Genomic DNA, 17,120 nt, shown 5'->3' on the forward strand with positions numbered 1-17,120 from the left:
CGCCCGAGAGGCCATCCCCATGAACTTCCCCGCTGCCCTGCAGAACGGACTCGCCGCGGTCATCGCGTTCGTCCCGCTCGCACTCCTGTTCCTGCTCATCCTCGTCGTCGGCCTGATCGTCGCGAAGCTCATCGAGAAGGGCCTGTCGCGCCTGCTGACGAAGGTCGGCTTCGACCGCGCCGTCGAGCGCGGCGGCATCAAGAAGGCACTCGCGAACTCCAAGCTCGACGCCTCCGACATCGTGTCGAAGATCATCTACTACACGCTGGTGCTGTTCGTGCTCCAGTTCGCGTTCGGTGTCTTCGGACGGAACCCGGTCAGCGACCTGCTCGCGGGCATCATCGGCTTCCTGCCGAAGATCATCGTCGCGATCATCATCATCGTGATCGCCGCCGCGATCGCCGCCGGCGTGAAGGGCCTGATCCAGAACACCCTCGGCGGCCTGTCCTACGGCAAGGTCCTCGCCAACGTCGCCGCCGTCTTCATCCTGTTCCTCGGGGCCACCGCCGCGCTGAACCAGGTCGGCATCGCCACGACGGTCACGACCCCGATCCTCATCGCGGTCCTCGCGATCGTCGCCGGCGTCATCATCGTCGGTGCCGGTGGCGGGCTCATCAAGCCGATGCAGCAGCGCTGGGAGTCCATCCTGACGAAGGCCGAGGCCGAGGCGCCGAAGATCCAGCAGCACGCGCAGAACGCGCCGTCCGTCGCCGAGCAGGCCAAGCAGGCTGCTGCCACGGCCAAGCAGGCCGGTCAGTCGTCGACCAGCAGCGCCCACCGCGCCCGCTGACCAGCACACCCGTGCCACGGCCCCGCTCCCACGAGCGGGGCCGTCGCGCGTCCCCGCACCACCCCGCCGCGCATCGGAGCAACCATGACCGACCACCACGTCCCGCAGCCCGCCCCCGGTGACGACGACCAGGAGGCCACCGTGGTCCGCCACGAGGAACGCCTCCTCGTCGGCACCGAGGTGCACGCCACCGAGCGGGTCCGGCTCGAACGCTTCATCGTCACCGAGCAGCGGACGATCACCGTCGACGTCCGCCGCGAGGAGGTCCGGCTCGTCCGCGAACCCCTCGCCGACGGTCCCGCCCTGCCCGCGGACAGCCCGGCGCCGGCCCGGGAACCGGTCGTGGTGGTCCTGCACGAGGAGCAGGTCGTCGTGTCCAAGCGGATCGTGCCGGTCGAGCGCGTGACGCTCACGGTCCACACCGTCACCGAGGACCACCCGGTCGACGCGGTGCTCCGGCACGAGGAGGTCACCGTCGACGAGGACAGCACGCGGGACCCCGACACACGCCGCTGAGCCAGCGACGCCCGGCACCAGCGACCGGCCGTCAGGCCGAATGACGCGGCAGACCGGTCAGGCCGTCAGCGCCTCCGTGTCGGACGCGGCCTCCGAGCGTCCGAGCCTCCGTCCTGGGTGTGGTCGAGGCGACCACGAGTCTGGATGGGCGTCTCGCCGTACCGCTGGCGGTAGGCCGCCGCGAACCGACCCTGGTTCGAGAACCCCCACTTCAGCGCGATCTGCCCGATCGACGTGTGGCCGTCGACCAGGAGCTCCGCGTGGGCCGCGGTGAGCCGCGCGTCACGCACGTACTCCATCGGCGTCAGGTCGAGTGCGCGGCGGAACGCGAGCTGGAGCGCACGCGGCGAGGTGCCGGCAGCCGCGGCGATGTCGACGGCCGTGACGTGCTGGAGCAGGTTGGCTCGGATGAACGTGACGGCCCGGCCGACCGTGCGCGGCGCCTCGTGCTCGTCGACGTCGCGCCGGAGGCCGGCGGGGACGACCTTCGCCGCGGACTCCAGGTACCGCGTGGCGATCCTCCGGACGTCGTCCGTGCTGCCGACGGGGTGGGTGTCGAGGATGAACCGGACGTGTGCTGTGACGTGCGCCCAGTACTGCGTCAGGACGACGTCGTCCTCGGTCGGACGGGATTCGGTGTCGCGCTCTGTGGTGATGCTGTCGCCTCTACGCACCAGGGGGGAGAGGCGCCGCAGAGATGCGTGAAGGCGGGACCAGCAACGACGTTGCCTGCGCACGCTACCTCGGTTGTCTGTGTGCCGACGCCCTTGAACGATCCGCCGCCCTGTCTCGTCGTCCAGGTATGGGACTCCGAACTCGCACCAAGGTCATCATCGGCATCACCACCGGCGTCGTCGTGGTCGGCGCCGCCGCCCTGATCGGCGGCCCGCTCATCTACGCCAACGTCGTCAACGGGGAGGCCGCCGCCGCACCGAGCCTCGCGCCGAGCTCGTCCGCCACCCTCGACGCCTCCGACGCGGACGGCACCTGGACCAGCCGCGACACGTCGTACGCCGGCTACCGGGTGCACGAGGTCCTGCAGGGCCAGGATGTCGACGTGGTCGGACGGACGAAGCAGGTGGAGGCGGACGCCACGGTCGACGGCGGGCAGCTCCGGAAGGCCACCGTGACCGTCCAGGTGGCGAAGATCAGCACGCCCGAGGCAGCCCGCGACGCCTACTTCCGTTCGAAGGCCCTCGAGACGGACCAGTTCCCGACCGCCACCTTCACCGTGACGAAGCCGGTCGACGTGTCGCAGGCGCTCGCCGGGACGACGCAGGACGTCTCCCTGACCGGGACGATGGACCTGCACGGGGTCGAGAAGCCGGTGACCGCCGACGCCCAGGTCGCCGTCGGCGAGGACGGCACCGTGCAGGTCGCGGGCTCCGTGCCGGTCACCTTCGCCGACTACGGCGTGACGGCTCCCTCGCTCGGCTTCGTGACCGTGGACGGGAAGGGCTCCGTGGAGTTCTCCCTCGACCTGGCACGGTGACCGTGGCGAGCCGGTCCGCGGACGAACTGCTCGTGACGCTCCACCGTGAGCACGGCGACGCGCTCACCCGGTACGTCCGGCACCTGACGCGGGACGGCTCGACCGTCGACGACGTCGTCCAGGAGACGATGGTGCGCGCCTGGCAGCGCCCGGCCGTGCTCGAACGGTCGCCGGACAGCGTCCGCGCGTGGCTGTTCACCGTGGCGCGGAACCTGGTCGTCGACGACGCCCGCTCCGCCAGGAACCGGCGGGAGCACGGCAGCGACGACCCCGTGGACCGCGTCGAGGCCGACCGCACCGACGCCGTCCTCGACCGCATCGTGGTCGCCGACGCGCTCACGACCCTGTCGCCGGAACACCAGCGGGTCGTGGTCGACGCCTACTGGCTCGGCCACACCGTCCCGGAGATCGCCAGGCGGAACGACATCCCCGAGGGCACCGCGAAGTCGCGCCTGCACTACGGGCTCCGGGCCCTCCGGCTCGCACTGCAGGAACGAGGCGTGACCCGATGAACGAGGACCGGTACACCGAGTGGGACGCCGCGTACGTGCTCGGCGCGCTGCCGCAGGACGAGCGGCTCGAGTACGAACGGCACCTCGCCACGTGCGACCGCTGTGCGGACGCCGTCGCCGAGCTCGCCGGGTTGCCCGGACTGCTCGGGAAGCTCCCCGCTGACCAGGCGGTCGAGATCGCGGACACGGACTGGAGGCTCGTCCCGGCCTCCGAGAGCACCCTCGCCGCCGTCGCGCACCGCGTCCGCCACCGTCGGCGCCGTCGTCGGGTGTGGGTCGCCGCCACGGCCGGCCTCGCCGTCGTGGTCGCCGTGCTGGGGGGTCTCGCCGTCGGGACCGCGGCCGACCGCGGCTCCGTGCAGGCCGGACCGACCACGACCGCCGGTCCCGGGGCCGACCGGTACGCGATGTCGGGTCGACAGGGCTTCACGGTGGACCTCACCGTGCAGGACGCCTCGTGGGGCACCCGCTTCGACTGGGGCTGCTCCTACGGCGGCAAGGACTGGGCCGCTGACGGGTCGGTGATGTACGACCTCGTGGTGGTCCGGACGGACGGCAGGACGCAGACGGTCGGCACGTGGGCGGCAGCGGGGGAGGACGCCAGCGGTCTGGCCGCGACGACGGACATCCGGCGCGCCGACATCTCCGGCGTCCAGGTCCGCCTGCACGACGGCGGGCTCACGCTCGCCAGCGTCGACCTCTGACTCGCCGACCCCCTACGGACGGGAGGCTCCCTGCCAGCTGGCAGGGAGCCTCCCGTTCGTCCGTGGCGCCGTTCGACGCCGCGCCGCCGGACGTGTCGCGACCGCCGGGCCGGTGTCGTGCCTCCATCGATGCGCGCGCATCGGGCGACACGCTGCGGAGGGGCGCGCGGCGCATCCGCACTGCGCCTGTCGCTTCCACCGGCGGCAGCAGGCGCCTTCCTGTCCGCCGGTCACGGGCCCGGCGCCGTGCTGCCGGTCGGGTTGCGACCGCCGGGTCAGTGTCGTGCATCCGTTGATGCGCGCGCATCGGGCGACACGCTGCGGAGGGGCGCGCGGCGCATCCGCACGGCGCGTGTCGCTTCCGCCGGTGCGGGCGGGACGGCGGCGGACTCGGCGACCGGACGAACGACGGGAGGCTCGGTGCCAGCTGGCACCGAGCCTCCCGTTCGTCCGTGGTGCTGACTACGCGACGGAGGACGCGCGCACGTCGGCCAGCGTCGGGTAGTCGGTGTAGCCCTCGGCGCCCTGGCCGTAGAAGAGCTCCGGGCGGGGCTCGTTGAGCTCCGTGTCCTGCTCCCAGCGGTACGCGAGGTCCGGGTTCGCGATGGCGGCACGGCCGACGGCCACCGCGTCCGCCTGGTCGGTGTCGACCAGCACGACGGCCTCGTCACGCGTGGTGAGCGAGGAGAAGCCCGAGTTCACGATGAACGGCGCGCCCGCGGTGCGACGGACGTGCTGCACGAGGTCGCCCGTCGGGTCGGCGTGCAGGACGTCGATGAAGGCGAGTCCGAGCGGCGCGAGGCCCTCGGCGATCGCGGTGTAGACGGCGCGGGTCTCGACGGCGTCGTCCTCGAGGACGCCCTGGATGCCGTGCTCCGGTGACAGGCGGATGCCCGTGCGGTCGGCGCCGACGGCCTCGGCGACGGCCGTGGCGACCTCGACCGCGAAGCGGGCACGGTTCTCGGGGGAGCCGCCGTACTGGTCGGTGCGGGTGTTCGACACCGGGGACATGAACTCGTGGACCAGGTAGCCGTTGGCGCCGTGGACCTCGACGCCGTCGAGCCCGGCGGCGATGGCGTTGCGAGCGGACTGCGCGAACTGCTGGACGACCTCGGCGACCTCGTCGGTGGTCAGCTCGTGGGGGACCGGCATGTCGGCCTTGGACCCGTCGGCGAGGTGCGTCTGACCGGGGGCGGCGACGGCGCTCGGGCCGACGATGCGCGGGGTCTGCGAGATGTCGGGGTGCGAGACGCGACCACCGTGCATGAGCTGCATCACGATGGTGCCGCCCTCGGCGTGCACGGCGTCGGCCACGCGGCGCCAGCCAGCGATCTGCTCGTCGGTCTCGATGCCGGGCTGGCCGGGGTAGGAGCGGCCTTCCTGCACGGGCCAGGTGCCCTCGGTGATGATCATGCCGAGGCCGGCGCGCTGACGGTAGTGCTCGACCAACAGGTCGTTCGGGATGCCGTGCTCGCCGGCACGGGTGCGCGTGAGCGGGGCCATGACGATGCGGTTCGACAGGCGCATGGCGCCGAAGGAGGTGGGTTCGAAGAGCTTCACGTGCGGGTCAACGCACTGTTGCCGTGTGCAATTCCACAGCTCGTGCCGCTCGGAGGTTCTTCTCAGTCGCGGGGGCCGGCCGGCGTCCGTCGCGCGGGCCGGGGCGTCGGTCGGCGTCAGTCGCGGGGGCAGACGAGCGTGGAGGACCGGACCTGGCCCTCGGGGCGGATCACCTGGTGTCGCGACAGGGGCTTGTGGCAGATGGGGCATCCGCGGTCGACGGAGCGGTCGTCGACACCTTCGTCATGCCCCGCGCCGATCTGCGACGGTCCCATCTTCTCGATGAGCGTCGTGTTCCACCGCTGGTACCACCCGCTGAAGCGTCCCATGGTCCTGCCTTTCGTTCGTCCACTCATCATTGTCGCACGAACGATCTAGACCGTGTCGACGACGTCGAGCAGGGCGGTGAGTTCGTCCTTGAGGGCCTCGAGTCGGGCGACCGGCCACCCGAGTCGGTCGGCCACCGCGACGGGCACGGCTCGGGCACGCTCGCGGAGGGCTCGTCCGGCCGTGGTCAGCGACACCTCGAGCTGCCGTTCGTCGGCGGCGCTGCGGGTGCGGCGCAGGTACCCGGCGGCCTCGAGGCGCTTCAGCAGCGGGCTCAACGTCGCCGAGTCGAGGCGGAGCTCGTCCGCGATGGCGCGCACGGAGCGGGGGTCCTGCTCCCACAGGGCCAGCATCACGAGGTACTGCGGGTGTGTCAGACCGAGCGGGTCGAGCAGGTCGCGGTAGAGCCCGATCACGCTGCGGCTCGTGGCGGCGAGTGCGAAGCACAGCTGCCGGTCGAGGGTGAGGGGGTCGAGCTCAGTGGAGGCCATGCACCCAGGATACCGTTCGTGCGCGAAGGACCTGCGGCACGGGGTCCGCGCGCGTCCGCCTGCCTCCACCACGTGAGATCGCAGTCCGTGTCGCCTCCGGAACGGGGGAGGCGACACGGACTGCGATCTCGGGGTGGGCGGGTGCTACTCCGCGCGGTGGGCGGGCACGTGGCCCGAGTCGTGCGGGTTGGCGTCCGGCTCCACCGGCAGCGCGTGGGTGCCCGTGTGCGTGGACTCCTGGGCGCTGCGTCCGTCGCCCGGGTGCGACCGCTCGAGCTTGGCGCCCTCGACGTCGACGTCCGGCACGATGCGGTCGAGCCACTTCGGGAACCACCAGGCGCTCGTGCCGAGCAGGTGCATCGCGGCCGGGATGAGCAGCATGCGGACGACGAACGCGTCGACCAGCACACCGAACGCCAGACCGAACCCGATCGGCTTGATCGTGGAGGAGTCCGAGAAGATGAACCCGGCGAACACGGAGATCATGATGATCGCCGCTGCCGTGACCACCGCTCGACCGGCGTGCAGACCGCGCTGGACTGCCACCTTCGCGCTCGCACCGTGGGCGTACGCCTCGCGCATGCCCGACACCAGGAACAGCTGGTAGTCCATCGCCAGGCCGAACAGGATGCCGATCTCGATGATGGGCAGGAAGCTCAGGATCGGCGCGGGGTCGTGCACGCCGAAGACGCTGCCGAGCCACCCCCACTGGTAGATCGCCGTCAGGCCACCGAACGCCGCGAGCACCGACAGGATGAAGCCCGCCGTGGCCGTGATCGGGACCAGGAAGGAGCGGAACACGACGATCAGGATGATGAGCGACAGTCCGACCACCACCGCCAGGTAGAGCGGCAGCACGTTCGAGAGCTTCTCGGACACGTCGATGTTCGCGGACGCGTTGCCCGCGACGCCGAGCGTGGCCTTCCCGTCGTCGACCGTCACGTTCTGCGTCCGGAGGTCCTTGACGAGGTCCTCGGTCGAGATGCTGTCCGGGCCGCCGTTCGGCTTCACCTGGAACGCGATGATGTCGCGGGCCTTCGAGGCGCCGATCGGCAGCACGGCGTCGACGTCGTCGTTCTTCGCGATCGCCTGGCCGATGGTGACCTCGGTCGCGGTGACGTCCTCCTTGCTGACCGCCTTCGGCAGGGTGGCCACGACGAGCAGCGGGCCGTTCTGCCCGGCGCCGAACTCCTTGCTCAGCGTCTTGTACGCCTTGTACTGGCTGGAGTCGACGGCCTCCGACGAGCCCGACGGCAGTCCGAGGCGCATCTGCGTCGCGGGCAGCGCGATCGTGCCGAGCACGGCGACGCCGGCGACGAGCGTGATGACCGCGCGCCAGGTCGACATGGGCTTGTTCGGGACGCGGGTCGAACCGGTGTTGCCGATCCGCGTCCGTTCCTTCCCCCGGAGGATCCGCATGCCGATGATCGACAGCAGCGCCGGGGTGAAGGACGTGGCGATGAGGATGGCGAAGAACACCGCGACGGCGCCCACCGTGCCCATCAGGCCGAGGAAGGGGATGCCGGTGATGTTGAGCGCCAGCAGGGCGACGATGACCGTCGCGCCGGCGAACACGACGGCGTTGCCGGACGTGCCGTTGGCGAGCCCGATGGACTCGTGCACGCCCATGCCCTGCTTCAGCTGGGTGCGGTGGCGGTTCAGGATGAACAGCGAGTAGTCGATGCCGACCGCCAGGCCGAGCATCACCCCCAGCACCGGCGTGACCGAGATGAACTCGACGAGGCTGGAGAACGACAGGGCCGCGAGCGACGCCACCCCGATGCCGAGCACGGCGCTGACGAGCGGCACCGCGGCACCGACGAGCGTCCGGAGCATCAGGAACAGCACGATCGCGGCGACGATCACACCGGCGATCTCACCCGGACCGAGGATCGACGGGACGCCCTGGGCGATGTCGTTCGACACGTACACGCGGACGCCGTCGATCTTCGCCGCCTCGGCCTTGTCGGAGATCGCGGTCTTGGTGCTCTGCGGGACCTCGTACGTCGACTTGGTGAACTGCACGGTGCCGATCGCGGCGCTGCCGTTCGAGGAGACGAAGCGGATGTCCTTGGACAGGTCGAGCAGGTCGGACCCCTGCTCCAGCTCCTTCGCGTTGTCGTCGAGCTTGGTGGTGTTGTCGTCGATCTTCTGCTGCGCCTCGGTGAGCTGCTGCTCACCGGACGTGAGCTGGGCCTGCTGGGCGTCGATCTGCGCCTGGGCCTGCGCCAGCTGCGCCTGCGCTGCCTGAGCCTGCGCTGCCTGGGCCTGTGCCGCTGCGCCGGAGGCTGCTGCGCCGGTCGCCGCTGCACCGGAGGCCGACGCTGCGGAGAGCTGCTGCTTCTGGGCGTCGAGCTTCGCCTGGGCGTCGGCGATCTGCTGCTTGCCGGACTCGAGCTGGGCCTTCTGGGCGTCGAGCTGCGCCTGGCCGTCCGTGATCTGCTGGCGGCCGTCGCTGATCTGCTTGCGACCGTCGACGATCTTCTGGCGCTGGTCGTCGAGCCGGTCCTGCGTGCTGAACCCCGAGGTCGCACCCTTGACGCCGTTGAGGTCCTCGAGGTCCGTGAGGAAGTCGTCGACCCCGCTCTTCTGCGCGCTGGTGAAGGCCTTGCCGTCGGTCGTCTCGAAGACGATCGTGCCGTTCCCGCCGTTGGCACTCGGGAACTTGTCCGCGAGCTGGTCCTGCACCTGGCTGGTCTTGGTGTTCGGGATCGTGATCGACGAGGAGATCGTCCCCGCGAACAGGGCGTAGGTGCCGCCCGTGATCCCCAGGATGACGATCCAGGCGATGATCACGAGCCAGTGCCGTCGGGCGGCGAATCGTCCGAGGCGGTAGAGCAGACCGGCCATGGGTGCCCCGTTCCTTTCGTAGTGGGTGGTGCGTGCGGAGTGGGGTACGCCGGTGGACCCCTGGAGGTGATGTCAGTGCGCGGGCAGGTACCCGCTGCGGACGCTGTGCACGAGCCGTGCGAGCAGGGCGTCCCAGTCGTCGAGGGCGTCCTGGTCGAGTCGCGGCCCGGTCGTCGTGAGCCAGTGTTCCGCGATGACCACGATGCCGCTCATGAGCGAGTCGACGAGCAGTGCCGCATCGAGTTCGTCGGCGGCGGGGTGGCGTCGGATGACCTCGACACGGAGGCGGTCGGTCACCCGGGCGAAGGCCGTCTGGGTGAGGATCGCGGCCTTGGCGTCGGTCTCCTCGTCCGGTTCACCGAGGATGGTGGCCATCCGGGCGATGGCGGGCGCCAGGTCGGCGCCGCGGGCCGCGGACTCGAGTTCGTCGAACATCGAGGAGCGGGAGCCGTCCCCGACCGGGGTGTTGGCGATGTCGCCGAGGAACCGGTCGATGATCACCGACAGCACCTCCTCGCAGACGGTGAGCAGGATCTCGTCGAGGGAGGAGAAGTGGTTGAACACCGTGCGACGGGCGACGTCGGCGCGGGCGGCGAGCTCGTCCACGCTGAACCCACGTCCGCCACGCTCGTCGACGAGGTCACGCGCGGCCTGGAGGATCGCAGCACGGTGCTTCGCCTTGAGGGCAGCACGACGGTCGATCGACAGGGTCACGGAGGCAACACTAGGTGCAACGATGCACTCAGTGCACCGAAGCGGAGCGGACGCTCAGTCTTGTCCCCCGCAGCCGGTGGAAGACTGGCGGGACGGCCAGCGTCACCGGCCGACCGACCCGTACGAAGGAGTACCGATGTCCGTCCCCCTGTCCCCGGCCACACTCGACGAGATCGCCGCGGCGGGGGTCGCCGTCCCGACCTACGACCGCACCGGGATCACCGCCGGCATCGTCCACTTCGGCGTCGGCGGGTTCCACCGGGCGCACCAGGCGATGGTCATCGACCGGCTCCTGCAGCGCGGTGAGGCCCGGGAGTACGGCATCTGCGGCGTGGGCGTCCTCGAGCAGGACCGCCGCATGGCCGAGGCGATGCGGACACAGGACGGGCTCTACACGCTCGTCCTCAAGCACCCGGACGGCACCCGCGAAGCCAGGGTCATCGGCAGCATCGTCGACTACCTGCTCGCCGTGGACGACCCGGACGCCGTCGTCGAGAAGATGGCGTCGCCGGAGACGAAGATCGTCAGCCTGACCATCACCGAGGGCGGGTACAACTTCGACCACGTCACCGGCGCGTTCGTCGAGGACGAGCCCGGCGTGGTCGCGGACGTCGACGGGGACACCCCGCCGCGCACCGTCTTCGGCCTCGTGGTGGCGGCCCTCCGTCGGCGACGCGACCGGGGTCTCGAGCCCTTCACGGTGATGTCGTGCGACAACATCCAAGGCAACGGCCACGTCGCCCGGGCGATGTTCACCGCCTTCGCCCGCCTGCAGGACCCGCGGTTCGCGGAGTGGATGGACGAGCACGTCTCCTTCCCGAACTCGATGGTCGACCGGATCACCCCCGTCACCACCGACGAGGACCGGGCAGCGGTGCGCGACGACCTCGGCATCGAGGACGCCTGGCCCGTCGTCGCCGAGCCCTTCTTTCAGTGGGTGCTCGAGGACGACCACCCCGCCGGGCGCCCGGCGTACGAGGACGTCGACGTGCAGATCGTCGCGGACGTCGAGCCGTACGAGCTGATGAAGCTGCGGCTCCTCAACGCCTCGCACCAGGGCCTGTGCTACTTCGGGTACCTCTCCGGTCATCGCTACGCCCACGAGGCCACCCAGGACCCGGCGATCGCGACGTTCCTCCGGCGGTACATGGACGAGGAGGCCACCCCGACGCTGCAGCCGGTGCCGGGCATCGACCTCGAGGACTACAAGGCGACGCTCATCGAGCGCTTCCAGAACCCCGAGGTCCGCGACACGCTGGCCAGGCTCTGCGCCGAGTCGAGCGACCGGATCCCGAAGTGGCTGCTGCCGGTCGTCCGTGAGAACCTCCGGTCGGGCGGACCTGTCGCCCTGTCGGCCGGGATCGTCGCGTCCTGGGCGCGCTACGCCGAGGGCACCGACGAGTCGGGAGAGCCCATCGAGATCGTCGACCGCCTGGCCGAGTCCCTCAACCGCATCGCCCTGACCCAGCGGGAGGACCCGCTGGCCTTCATCGCGAACCGGCAGGTGTTCGGGGACCTCGTCGACGACGAGCGGTTCGTCGCGGCGTACCGCGACGCCCTCGACGGGCTCGTCCGCGACGGTGCACACGCCACGGTGGAGCGGCTGTCACGCGGTTGACGCGGGTTGCACGTCGTGGGGCGCGGTGCGGCGAGGCCCGGGCGGTGCTCGGTGCTCGGTGCTCAGTGCGAGGTCGTCCACGTCGTGCGGCGTGACGGGCTCGCACCGAGTGGGCAACCCCGCACGGGGAGGAGCAGCGCACACGGTGCGCGGGAGGACGGCGGGATGCGATCGATGACGACGACGTCCGCTGCGGCCGTGGTCCTCGCGCTGGCCGGGTGCAGTGGGACCACAGCGTCCCCGACGGTGTCGCCGACGTCCGGCGTGACGACCACGTCGAGTGCTGCACCCGCGACGCCGACGTCCGTCGCGACCTCGTCGCCCGAGGCCGACCGTGCCTTCCGCACGCTCGAGCGCGACCACGCCGCACGGCTCGGCGTCGTGGCGATCGACACCGGCACCGGCAGGCAGGTCGTCTGGCGTGCGGGGGAGCGGTTCGCCTTCGCCTCGACGAACAAGGTCTTCGTCGCGGCGGCACTGCTCGCACGGTCCTCGGACGCCGACCTCGACACCGTCGTGCACTACGACCGAGCAGACCTGCTGGCCCACGCCCCCGTGACGAGTCAGTCCGTCGACACCGGGATGACCGTGCGGGCGCTCCTGGACGCGATGCTCCGCTCCAGCGACAACACCGCGGCGAACCTGCTCGTGGAGCGCGTCCGTGGGCCGGGCGAGGTGCAGCGGTTCCTGCGTGACCTCGGCGACCGGACGACGAACGTCGACCGCGTGGAGCCCGACCTGAACCAGGCCATCCCGGGTGACCCGCGAGACACCACCACGCCGGCGCAGTTCGCTGCGGACCTGCGGGACGTCCTCCTCGGATCGGCGCTCGATCCGTCCGATCGGAGGATGGTGCGCGAGGCAATGCTCGGCAACACCACGGGGGACGCGACGATCCGGGCAGGGGTCGATCCCGGCTGGTCGGTCGCGGACAAGACGGGGACGGGTTCGTACGGCGTCCGCAACGACATCGGCGTCGTGACCCCGCCGGGCGGCGCGCCCGTCGTCGTGGTCGTGATGACGAGCAAGGACGCGGCCGACGCGGAGCCGGACGACGCCCTGGTGGCCGCAGCGACCAGGGCGGCGGTCACCGCGGCAGGGCCGCCGCCCAGCGCCCGATGACGTCGTAGGCGCGTTCCCGGACGGCCGGCTCGGAGAGCACCACGTCGTGCAGCGCACCGCGCAGCCGTCGGACGGTGACCTCGTCGCCCAGCGACAGTGCGCGCCGTGCGACGGCGTCCACGTTCAGGGCGACGTCGGCGTGGGCCATGCCCTCGTTCCACCGCGGCTGGAGCATGCTCTTGTCGCTCAGCATGACGAGGACGGGGAAGGGCATGCCCAGCCCTCGCTCCACGGTGTGCTGTCCGGCGAAGACCGCTGCCAGCCATCCGGGGTGCAGCGGGAAGCCGCGCTCGGGACGCCAGTGTTGGTCGTAGGTCCAGCTGCCCTCGCCGGTGCTCGAGACCGTCCGGGTGGAGAAGCCCGGGTCCACGGCCGGGATCGGAGCGAGCGGGTTGCGGCGCGCCCCGAGGCGGATGAGCGGCGCCACCAGCGTTCGACCGACCGCGTCGCCCTGGAACTCGAGCCACGGGCTGTTCAGCACCAGGCCGTCGACGAGGTCCTGGTGCCGCGACGCCCAGAGCGCGAGGGTGAGCCCGCCCGTCGAGTGCCCCATGGGCACCAGCCGCCGGCGCGGACCGTGGTGCTCGGCGGCGATGGCGTCGAGTGCGGCGCGGATGTCGTCGTCGTACAGCCCGAGGTCGTCGGCGCCACCGGGGGTCTGTCCCGGCCGGAGGCTCCTGCCGTACTTCCGGAGGTCGAGGGCGTGGAACCGGGCGCCGAGCCGTTCGACGCGCTCGGCGAGCTCGGTCTGGAAGAAGTAGTCGGACCAGCCGTGCACGTACAGCACGTCGGTGCCCTGGAGCGGCCCGCGCTGGTGCAGCAGATCGGCGGCCGTCCGGCGTCGCCGCACGAGCGTCGCGACGACGGGGCCCTCGGCATCCACTCCGAGCGGCAGCTCCAGCCGTTCGTACGACGGACCGAGGACGTCCTGGACCCAGCCCGATCGCGTCATGCTCCGTTCCTACAGGAACACCGACCGCCAGGGACACGCTCCACTGAGCAGCGCTCAGCGGTCGCACGTACGCTCGTCGTCATGTCTGACTTCACCGCCGCACAGGCCGCCGTCGTCCGCATCGAGCGCGCCGAGGAGGGACGCTGGGACCTCAGCGTCATCAGCGACAGCGGCGTGCGCATGGGGCACGGCGAGTACCTCTTCGAGGCCGACCAGGACGACGCGCAGAGCGAGATCGCCGCGGCCGCCGAGTTCGTGCGCGGCTACGGGTTCCGCTTCGAGTCCGACGCCGTCGTGGGTGACGGCCCGGACGCCTTCTGGGCACCCCTGCTGCCGCTCGACGCCTGACCCCCGCGGAGCAGCCGGGACCACCGGCAGCGCTCTAGGACACTTCCCGGCTGTCCTCGAGCCACCCGGCGAGTTCCGTCATCGCCGCTGCCTGCGACGCGTAGTCGAGCCCCGGCACCGGCCAGCTGTGCACCTGCCCGGCGACGAGCGCCGGATCGTCGGCGAAGGTCGGCTGCGCCAGGAGTTCCCGCACCTGGTACCCCTCCGGGGAGAGCAGGATCACGTCACCCTCGACCTTGCCCGCGTTGGCCCAGCTGGAGACGCCCCAGTAGAAGCCCGTCGAGCCAGGGTCGACGAGGTCCACGCCGAGGCTGTCGTAGAGCTGCAGGGTCGGCTCGTCGGCGGGACGGGTGACGTACACGCCGTCAGCGTCGGCGTACATCGACACCACCCGCAGGTCACGGCCGTCGGCGGCGTCCGACAGCGCTGCACGCGCGGTGTCGAACGCGCGCTCGGCGGTGTCGACGGTCGTCCGGGCAGCGCCGAGTGCCTCCGCCAACCGGGTGACCTGTCGGACGGCGTCGAGGCCCTTCCCGCCCCACTCGACGCGGAGGACGGGCGCGATCTTCCCGATCTGCTCCTGCCGGGTGCGGCTCGCGAACCCGGAGCCGAGGGCGTCGGCGTCCACGGACCCGTCCGTCGGGTAGACCGACGTCACGACGAGGTCCGGCTCGAGGTCTCCGAGCCGGTTCAGGTCCACGTCGCCGTCGTCCGTCCCGACCTCGGTGATGCCGGAGGTGTCGAGGTCGTCGAACCGGGCATCCTCCGACAGGGGGACCTGCCCGAAGGTCCCGACCGGGTGCAGGCCGTACTGCAGGAAGGAGACGGCGAGGTCGTCCACCACGACGATGCGCTCAGGCCGGTGGTCGAGCTTGATCGTGGTGCCGGTCGCGTCCTCGAACGACCAGGCGTCAGCGGCCGGGCGGGGGCGGGCGTCCGCGCTGCTCGTGGGTCCGGTGACCGTGGTCCCGCCCGTGCAGCCCGTGAGCAGGAGGACTCCGACGACGACGGCCGTCAACAGGCCGGCGCGACGGGTGCCGGATCGGGGGAGCTCCACGGCAGGAGAGCGTATCCGACACTCCGCGCACGACCGCGACGACGCCCGACCCCCGGTGACCCCGAGGCGGAGCTCGTGCCAGGGTGGTGGCATGGGGACGGTACGGGGGACAGCGACGATCGGCACGCTCATGGCAGCGGTGCTGCTGATGACCGGGTGTGCGCAGGACATGGACGACTCGGCGCCGCCCGGACCAGCGGCGTCCCGGGCCACACCGACCCGCATCCCCACCCCGACGGCGACCCCCACCCCGACGGCGACGACCCCGGCGATCGCGCGGGCGCTGCCGGACACGGTCGACGCGGGCACGGTGGCCGCCGGTGTCTCGGCGACGGCGTCGGCGACCGGCCCGTCGAACGTGGCGTTCCACACCGAGGGGCAGTTCGCCGTCGTGATCGAGCTGGACTGCTCGGCCTGCACCGGCACCGCGACGGTCACCGCACCGGGGCGGATGTCCCCGTTCGGCCGTGCCACCGCACCCCTGACCGGCTCGTTCCTGACGGCGGTCTTCCAGGACGACGCCCCGGACCAGACGGTGATCGTCGACGCGCAGGGCCCGTGGTCGGTCACGATGCGCAGCTGGAACGACCTGCCCACCGTCGCGGGAGCGCAGTCGGGCACGGGTCCGGCGGTGCTGTTCTTCCAGGACGACGTGCCGCACGTGGCCGTCGACTTCCGGCCGGCCGGCGCCGAGGACTCCTTCAACGCACGGGCCTTCACCACGTCGGACGACACGCAGGTCTTCGGGGACAGCGGGGCCTTCGCGAAGCAGTTCGACGTCGACCTGCCCGGCGTCGTGGCGATCCAGACGAACGGCACGTGGACGGTCACACCCGTTCCCTGACCCGGACGCCGTGGTCGTTCCTTCCCATGTCGCTCGCGATGGGATGGCGTCCCGCGCGTTGCCGGTCAGGACACCCGACCCGCTGCGCGCGATTCGCCTCGCTCCGCGCGGTTCCACTCGCGACGCGCGGATCCACTCGCCACGCGGACGACCGACCCACCGAGGGGTGCAGACCGCACCACGCACGGACGGGAGGCCCGGTGCCAGCTGGCACCGGACCTCCCGCGCGCGCCCCGCTCCATGCGACGCGCCAGCGGCGCGCGGCGCCAGCGCCGACCGAGCCTGCGAGGGCGGTCGATGGATCGCGTCAGCCCTTCAGGCCGGAACCGGTCACGCCCTCCACGATCTGCCGCTGGAAGATCAGGTAGAGGATGATCAGCGGCAGCGCCGCGAGCAGCGCACCCGCCTGGATGTCGGCGTAACGCTGACCGAAGCTGCCCTGGACCGTGGCGAGCCCGACCGGGATCGTCATGAGGTCCGGGTTCGACAGCACGAACAGCGGCAGCAGCAGGTTGTTCCACACCCCGACGAAGGTCAGGATCGTGACGGCCGCGATCACCGGACGCGACAGCGGCAGGATGACCGACCAGTAGACCTTCCAGATGCCGGCGCCGTCGATGCGGGCCGCCTCCTCGAGCTCGCGGGGGATGCCGTCGAAGAACTGCTTGAAGATGAACACCGCGATCACGGCGGGCACCTGCGGGAAGATGACCGACCAGTAGGTGTTCAGCAGGCCGACGGCGTTGAGCTCCTGGAAGATCGGGATGATCAGGACCTGGGTCGGGATCATGATGCCCAGGATGATGAGCAGGAACGCGACGTTCCGGCCGCGGAACACCAGGCGGGACAGCGCGAACGCCGCCATCGAGGCGAACAGCACGGTCAGCACCGCGGTGACGATGCTCGTGATCGCGCTGGCGAGGTACCAGTTCCAGATGTCGCCGGCCTGGAACAGCGCCGCGTAGGAGTGCAGCGTCGGGTTCCAGTTCGACAGGATCGAGTTGGCGCCGAGCGCCGCGACGCCGTTGTCGGACAGCGAGGTCTTCAGGGCGAAGACGCTCGGGATGAGCCAGATGATCGCGAAGACCGTCAGGATGATGCCCGACGCGATCGTGAAGCCGCGCCCGCTGACGCCGATCTTGGCGGCACTCGTGGGTGCGGCCGACGAGACGCCGGACCGGAACTTCGGCCGGTCGGTGGTGATGCTCTCGGTGGTGGTCATC

18 protein-coding genes are annotated in these 17,120 nt (G+C 71.2%); 9 read left to right on the forward strand and 9 right to left on the reverse strand.

From position 1 onward, the window contains the following. Positions 1-19: 19 nt before the first annotated feature. Both ITJ68_RS13115 and ITJ68_RS13120 read left to right on the forward strand, forming a co-directional pair. The gene (locus ITJ68_RS13115; protein WP_194661698.1) at positions 20-790 is read left to right on the forward strand and encodes a mechanosensitive ion channel family protein; all 771 of its coding nucleotides are present in this window, start codon (positions 20-22) and stop codon (positions 788-790) included. 84 nt (positions 791-874) lie between these two features. After that, entirely contained in the window at positions 875-1,306 is a 432-nt protein-coding gene (locus ITJ68_RS13120) for a YsnF/AvaK domain-containing protein (RefSeq protein WP_194661699.1), read from the forward strand. A 65-nt stretch (positions 1,307-1,371) separates the two neighbouring features. Here the strand turns inward: ITJ68_RS13120 and ITJ68_RS19595 are convergent, their stop codons facing one another. Then, the gene (locus ITJ68_RS19595; protein ID WP_194661700.1) at positions 1,372-1,980 is read right to left on the reverse strand and encodes a helix-turn-helix transcriptional regulator; all 609 of its coding nucleotides are present in this window, start codon (positions 1,978-1,980) and stop codon (positions 1,372-1,374) included. A 128-nt stretch (positions 1,981-2,108) separates the two neighbouring features. Here ITJ68_RS19595 and ITJ68_RS13130 point away from each other — a divergent pair, with 128 nt between their 5' ends. The 3 genes from ITJ68_RS13130 to ITJ68_RS13140 are packed head-to-tail and all read left to right on the forward strand — an operon-like array spanning position 2,109 to position 4,014. Next, on the forward strand, positions 2,109-2,798 hold the full coding sequence (locus ITJ68_RS13130; protein ID WP_194661701.1) for a YceI family protein: 690 nt from the start codon (positions 2,109-2,111) through the stop codon (positions 2,796-2,798). A gap of 32 nt (positions 2,799-2,830) precedes the next feature. Continuing rightward, complete coding sequence (locus ITJ68_RS13135) at positions 2,831-3,310, forward strand: sigma-70 family RNA polymerase sigma factor (RefSeq protein ID WP_323743317.1); 480 nt, start codon at positions 2,831-2,833, stop codon at positions 3,308-3,310. Beyond that, complete coding sequence (locus ITJ68_RS13140) at positions 3,307-4,014, forward strand: anti-sigma factor family protein (RefSeq protein WP_194661703.1); 708 nt, start codon at positions 3,307-3,309, stop codon at positions 4,012-4,014. The genes ITJ68_RS13135 and ITJ68_RS13140 overlap by 4 nt, the downstream gene beginning before the upstream one ends. A gap of 462 nt (positions 4,015-4,476) precedes the next feature. Here the strand turns inward: ITJ68_RS13140 and ITJ68_RS13145 are convergent, their stop codons facing one another. The 5 genes from ITJ68_RS13145 to ITJ68_RS13165 all read right to left on the reverse strand — a co-directional run bounded on the left by ITJ68_RS13145 (position 4,477) and on the right by ITJ68_RS13165 (position 9,956). Further along, complete coding sequence (locus ITJ68_RS13145) at positions 4,477-5,574, reverse strand: alkene reductase (protein ID WP_194661704.1); 1,098 nt, start codon at positions 5,572-5,574, stop codon at positions 4,477-4,479. A 116-nt stretch (positions 5,575-5,690) separates the two neighbouring features. Next, positions 5,691-5,903 (reverse strand): hypothetical protein, encoded by a 213-nt coding sequence (locus ITJ68_RS13150; RefSeq protein WP_071269526.1) that lies wholly within the window; start codon positions 5,901-5,903, stop codon positions 5,691-5,693. Between the two features lie 45 nt (positions 5,904-5,948). Beyond that, positions 5,949-6,392 (reverse strand): MarR family winged helix-turn-helix transcriptional regulator, encoded by a 444-nt coding sequence (locus ITJ68_RS13155; protein WP_194661705.1) that lies wholly within the window; start codon positions 6,390-6,392, stop codon positions 5,949-5,951. A gap of 144 nt (positions 6,393-6,536) precedes the next feature. After that, on the reverse strand, positions 6,537-9,242 hold the full coding sequence (locus tag ITJ68_RS13160; protein WP_194661706.1) for an MMPL family transporter: 2,706 nt from the start codon (positions 9,240-9,242) through the stop codon (positions 6,537-6,539). Between the two features lie 72 nt (positions 9,243-9,314). Then, positions 9,315-9,956, reverse strand: a complete 642-nt coding sequence (locus ITJ68_RS13165; protein ID WP_194661707.1) for a TetR/AcrR family transcriptional regulator — start codon at positions 9,954-9,956, stop codon at positions 9,315-9,317. A gap of 136 nt (positions 9,957-10,092) precedes the next feature. Here ITJ68_RS13165 and ITJ68_RS13170 point away from each other — a divergent pair, with 136 nt between their 5' ends. After that, complete coding sequence (locus ITJ68_RS13170) at positions 10,093-11,574, forward strand: mannitol dehydrogenase family protein (protein ID WP_194661708.1); 1,482 nt, start codon at positions 10,093-10,095, stop codon at positions 11,572-11,574. 174 nt (positions 11,575-11,748) lie between these two features. Then, complete coding sequence (gene bla / locus ITJ68_RS13175) at positions 11,749-12,696, forward strand: class A beta-lactamase (protein WP_194661709.1); 948 nt, start codon at positions 11,749-11,751, stop codon at positions 12,694-12,696. Here bla and ITJ68_RS13180 read toward each other — a convergent pair. Further along, positions 12,662-13,648, reverse strand: a complete 987-nt coding sequence (locus tag ITJ68_RS13180; RefSeq protein ID WP_194661710.1) for an alpha/beta hydrolase — start codon at positions 13,646-13,648, stop codon at positions 12,662-12,664. The genes bla and ITJ68_RS13180 overlap by 35 nt on opposite strands. 81 nt (positions 13,649-13,729) lie before the next feature. On the opposite strand from ITJ68_RS13180, the gene ITJ68_RS13185 reads away from it, so the two are divergent. Beyond that, positions 13,730-13,996, forward strand: a complete 267-nt coding sequence (locus ITJ68_RS13185; RefSeq protein WP_194661711.1) for a hypothetical protein — start codon at positions 13,730-13,732, stop codon at positions 13,994-13,996. 34 nt (positions 13,997-14,030) lie between these two features. On the opposite strand, the gene ITJ68_RS13190 is transcribed toward ITJ68_RS13185, so the two are convergent. Next, complete coding sequence (locus tag ITJ68_RS13190) at positions 14,031-15,053, reverse strand: ABC transporter substrate-binding protein (RefSeq protein WP_194661712.1); 1,023 nt, start codon at positions 15,051-15,053, stop codon at positions 14,031-14,033. A gap of 91 nt (positions 15,054-15,144) precedes the next feature. On the opposite strand from ITJ68_RS13190, the gene ITJ68_RS13195 reads away from it, so the two are divergent. Then, positions 15,145-15,897: a hypothetical protein gene (locus tag ITJ68_RS13195; protein ID WP_194661713.1), complete on the forward strand. Its 753-nt coding sequence runs from the start codon at positions 15,145-15,147 to the stop codon at positions 15,895-15,897. Positions 15,898-16,204: 307 nt separating this feature from the next. Here ITJ68_RS13195 and ITJ68_RS13200 read toward each other — a convergent pair whose 3' ends face one another. Beyond that, complete coding sequence (locus tag ITJ68_RS13200) at positions 16,205-17,119, reverse strand: carbohydrate ABC transporter permease (RefSeq protein ID WP_194661714.1); 915 nt, start codon at positions 17,117-17,119, stop codon at positions 16,205-16,207. Position 17,120: the final 1 nt, after the last annotated feature.

The sequence above is a fragment of the Curtobacterium sp. VKM Ac-1395 genome, from assembly GCF_015350975.1.
In the GTDB taxonomy this organism is placed as follows: domain Bacteria; phylum Actinomycetota; class Actinomycetes; order Actinomycetales; family Microbacteriaceae; genus Curtobacterium.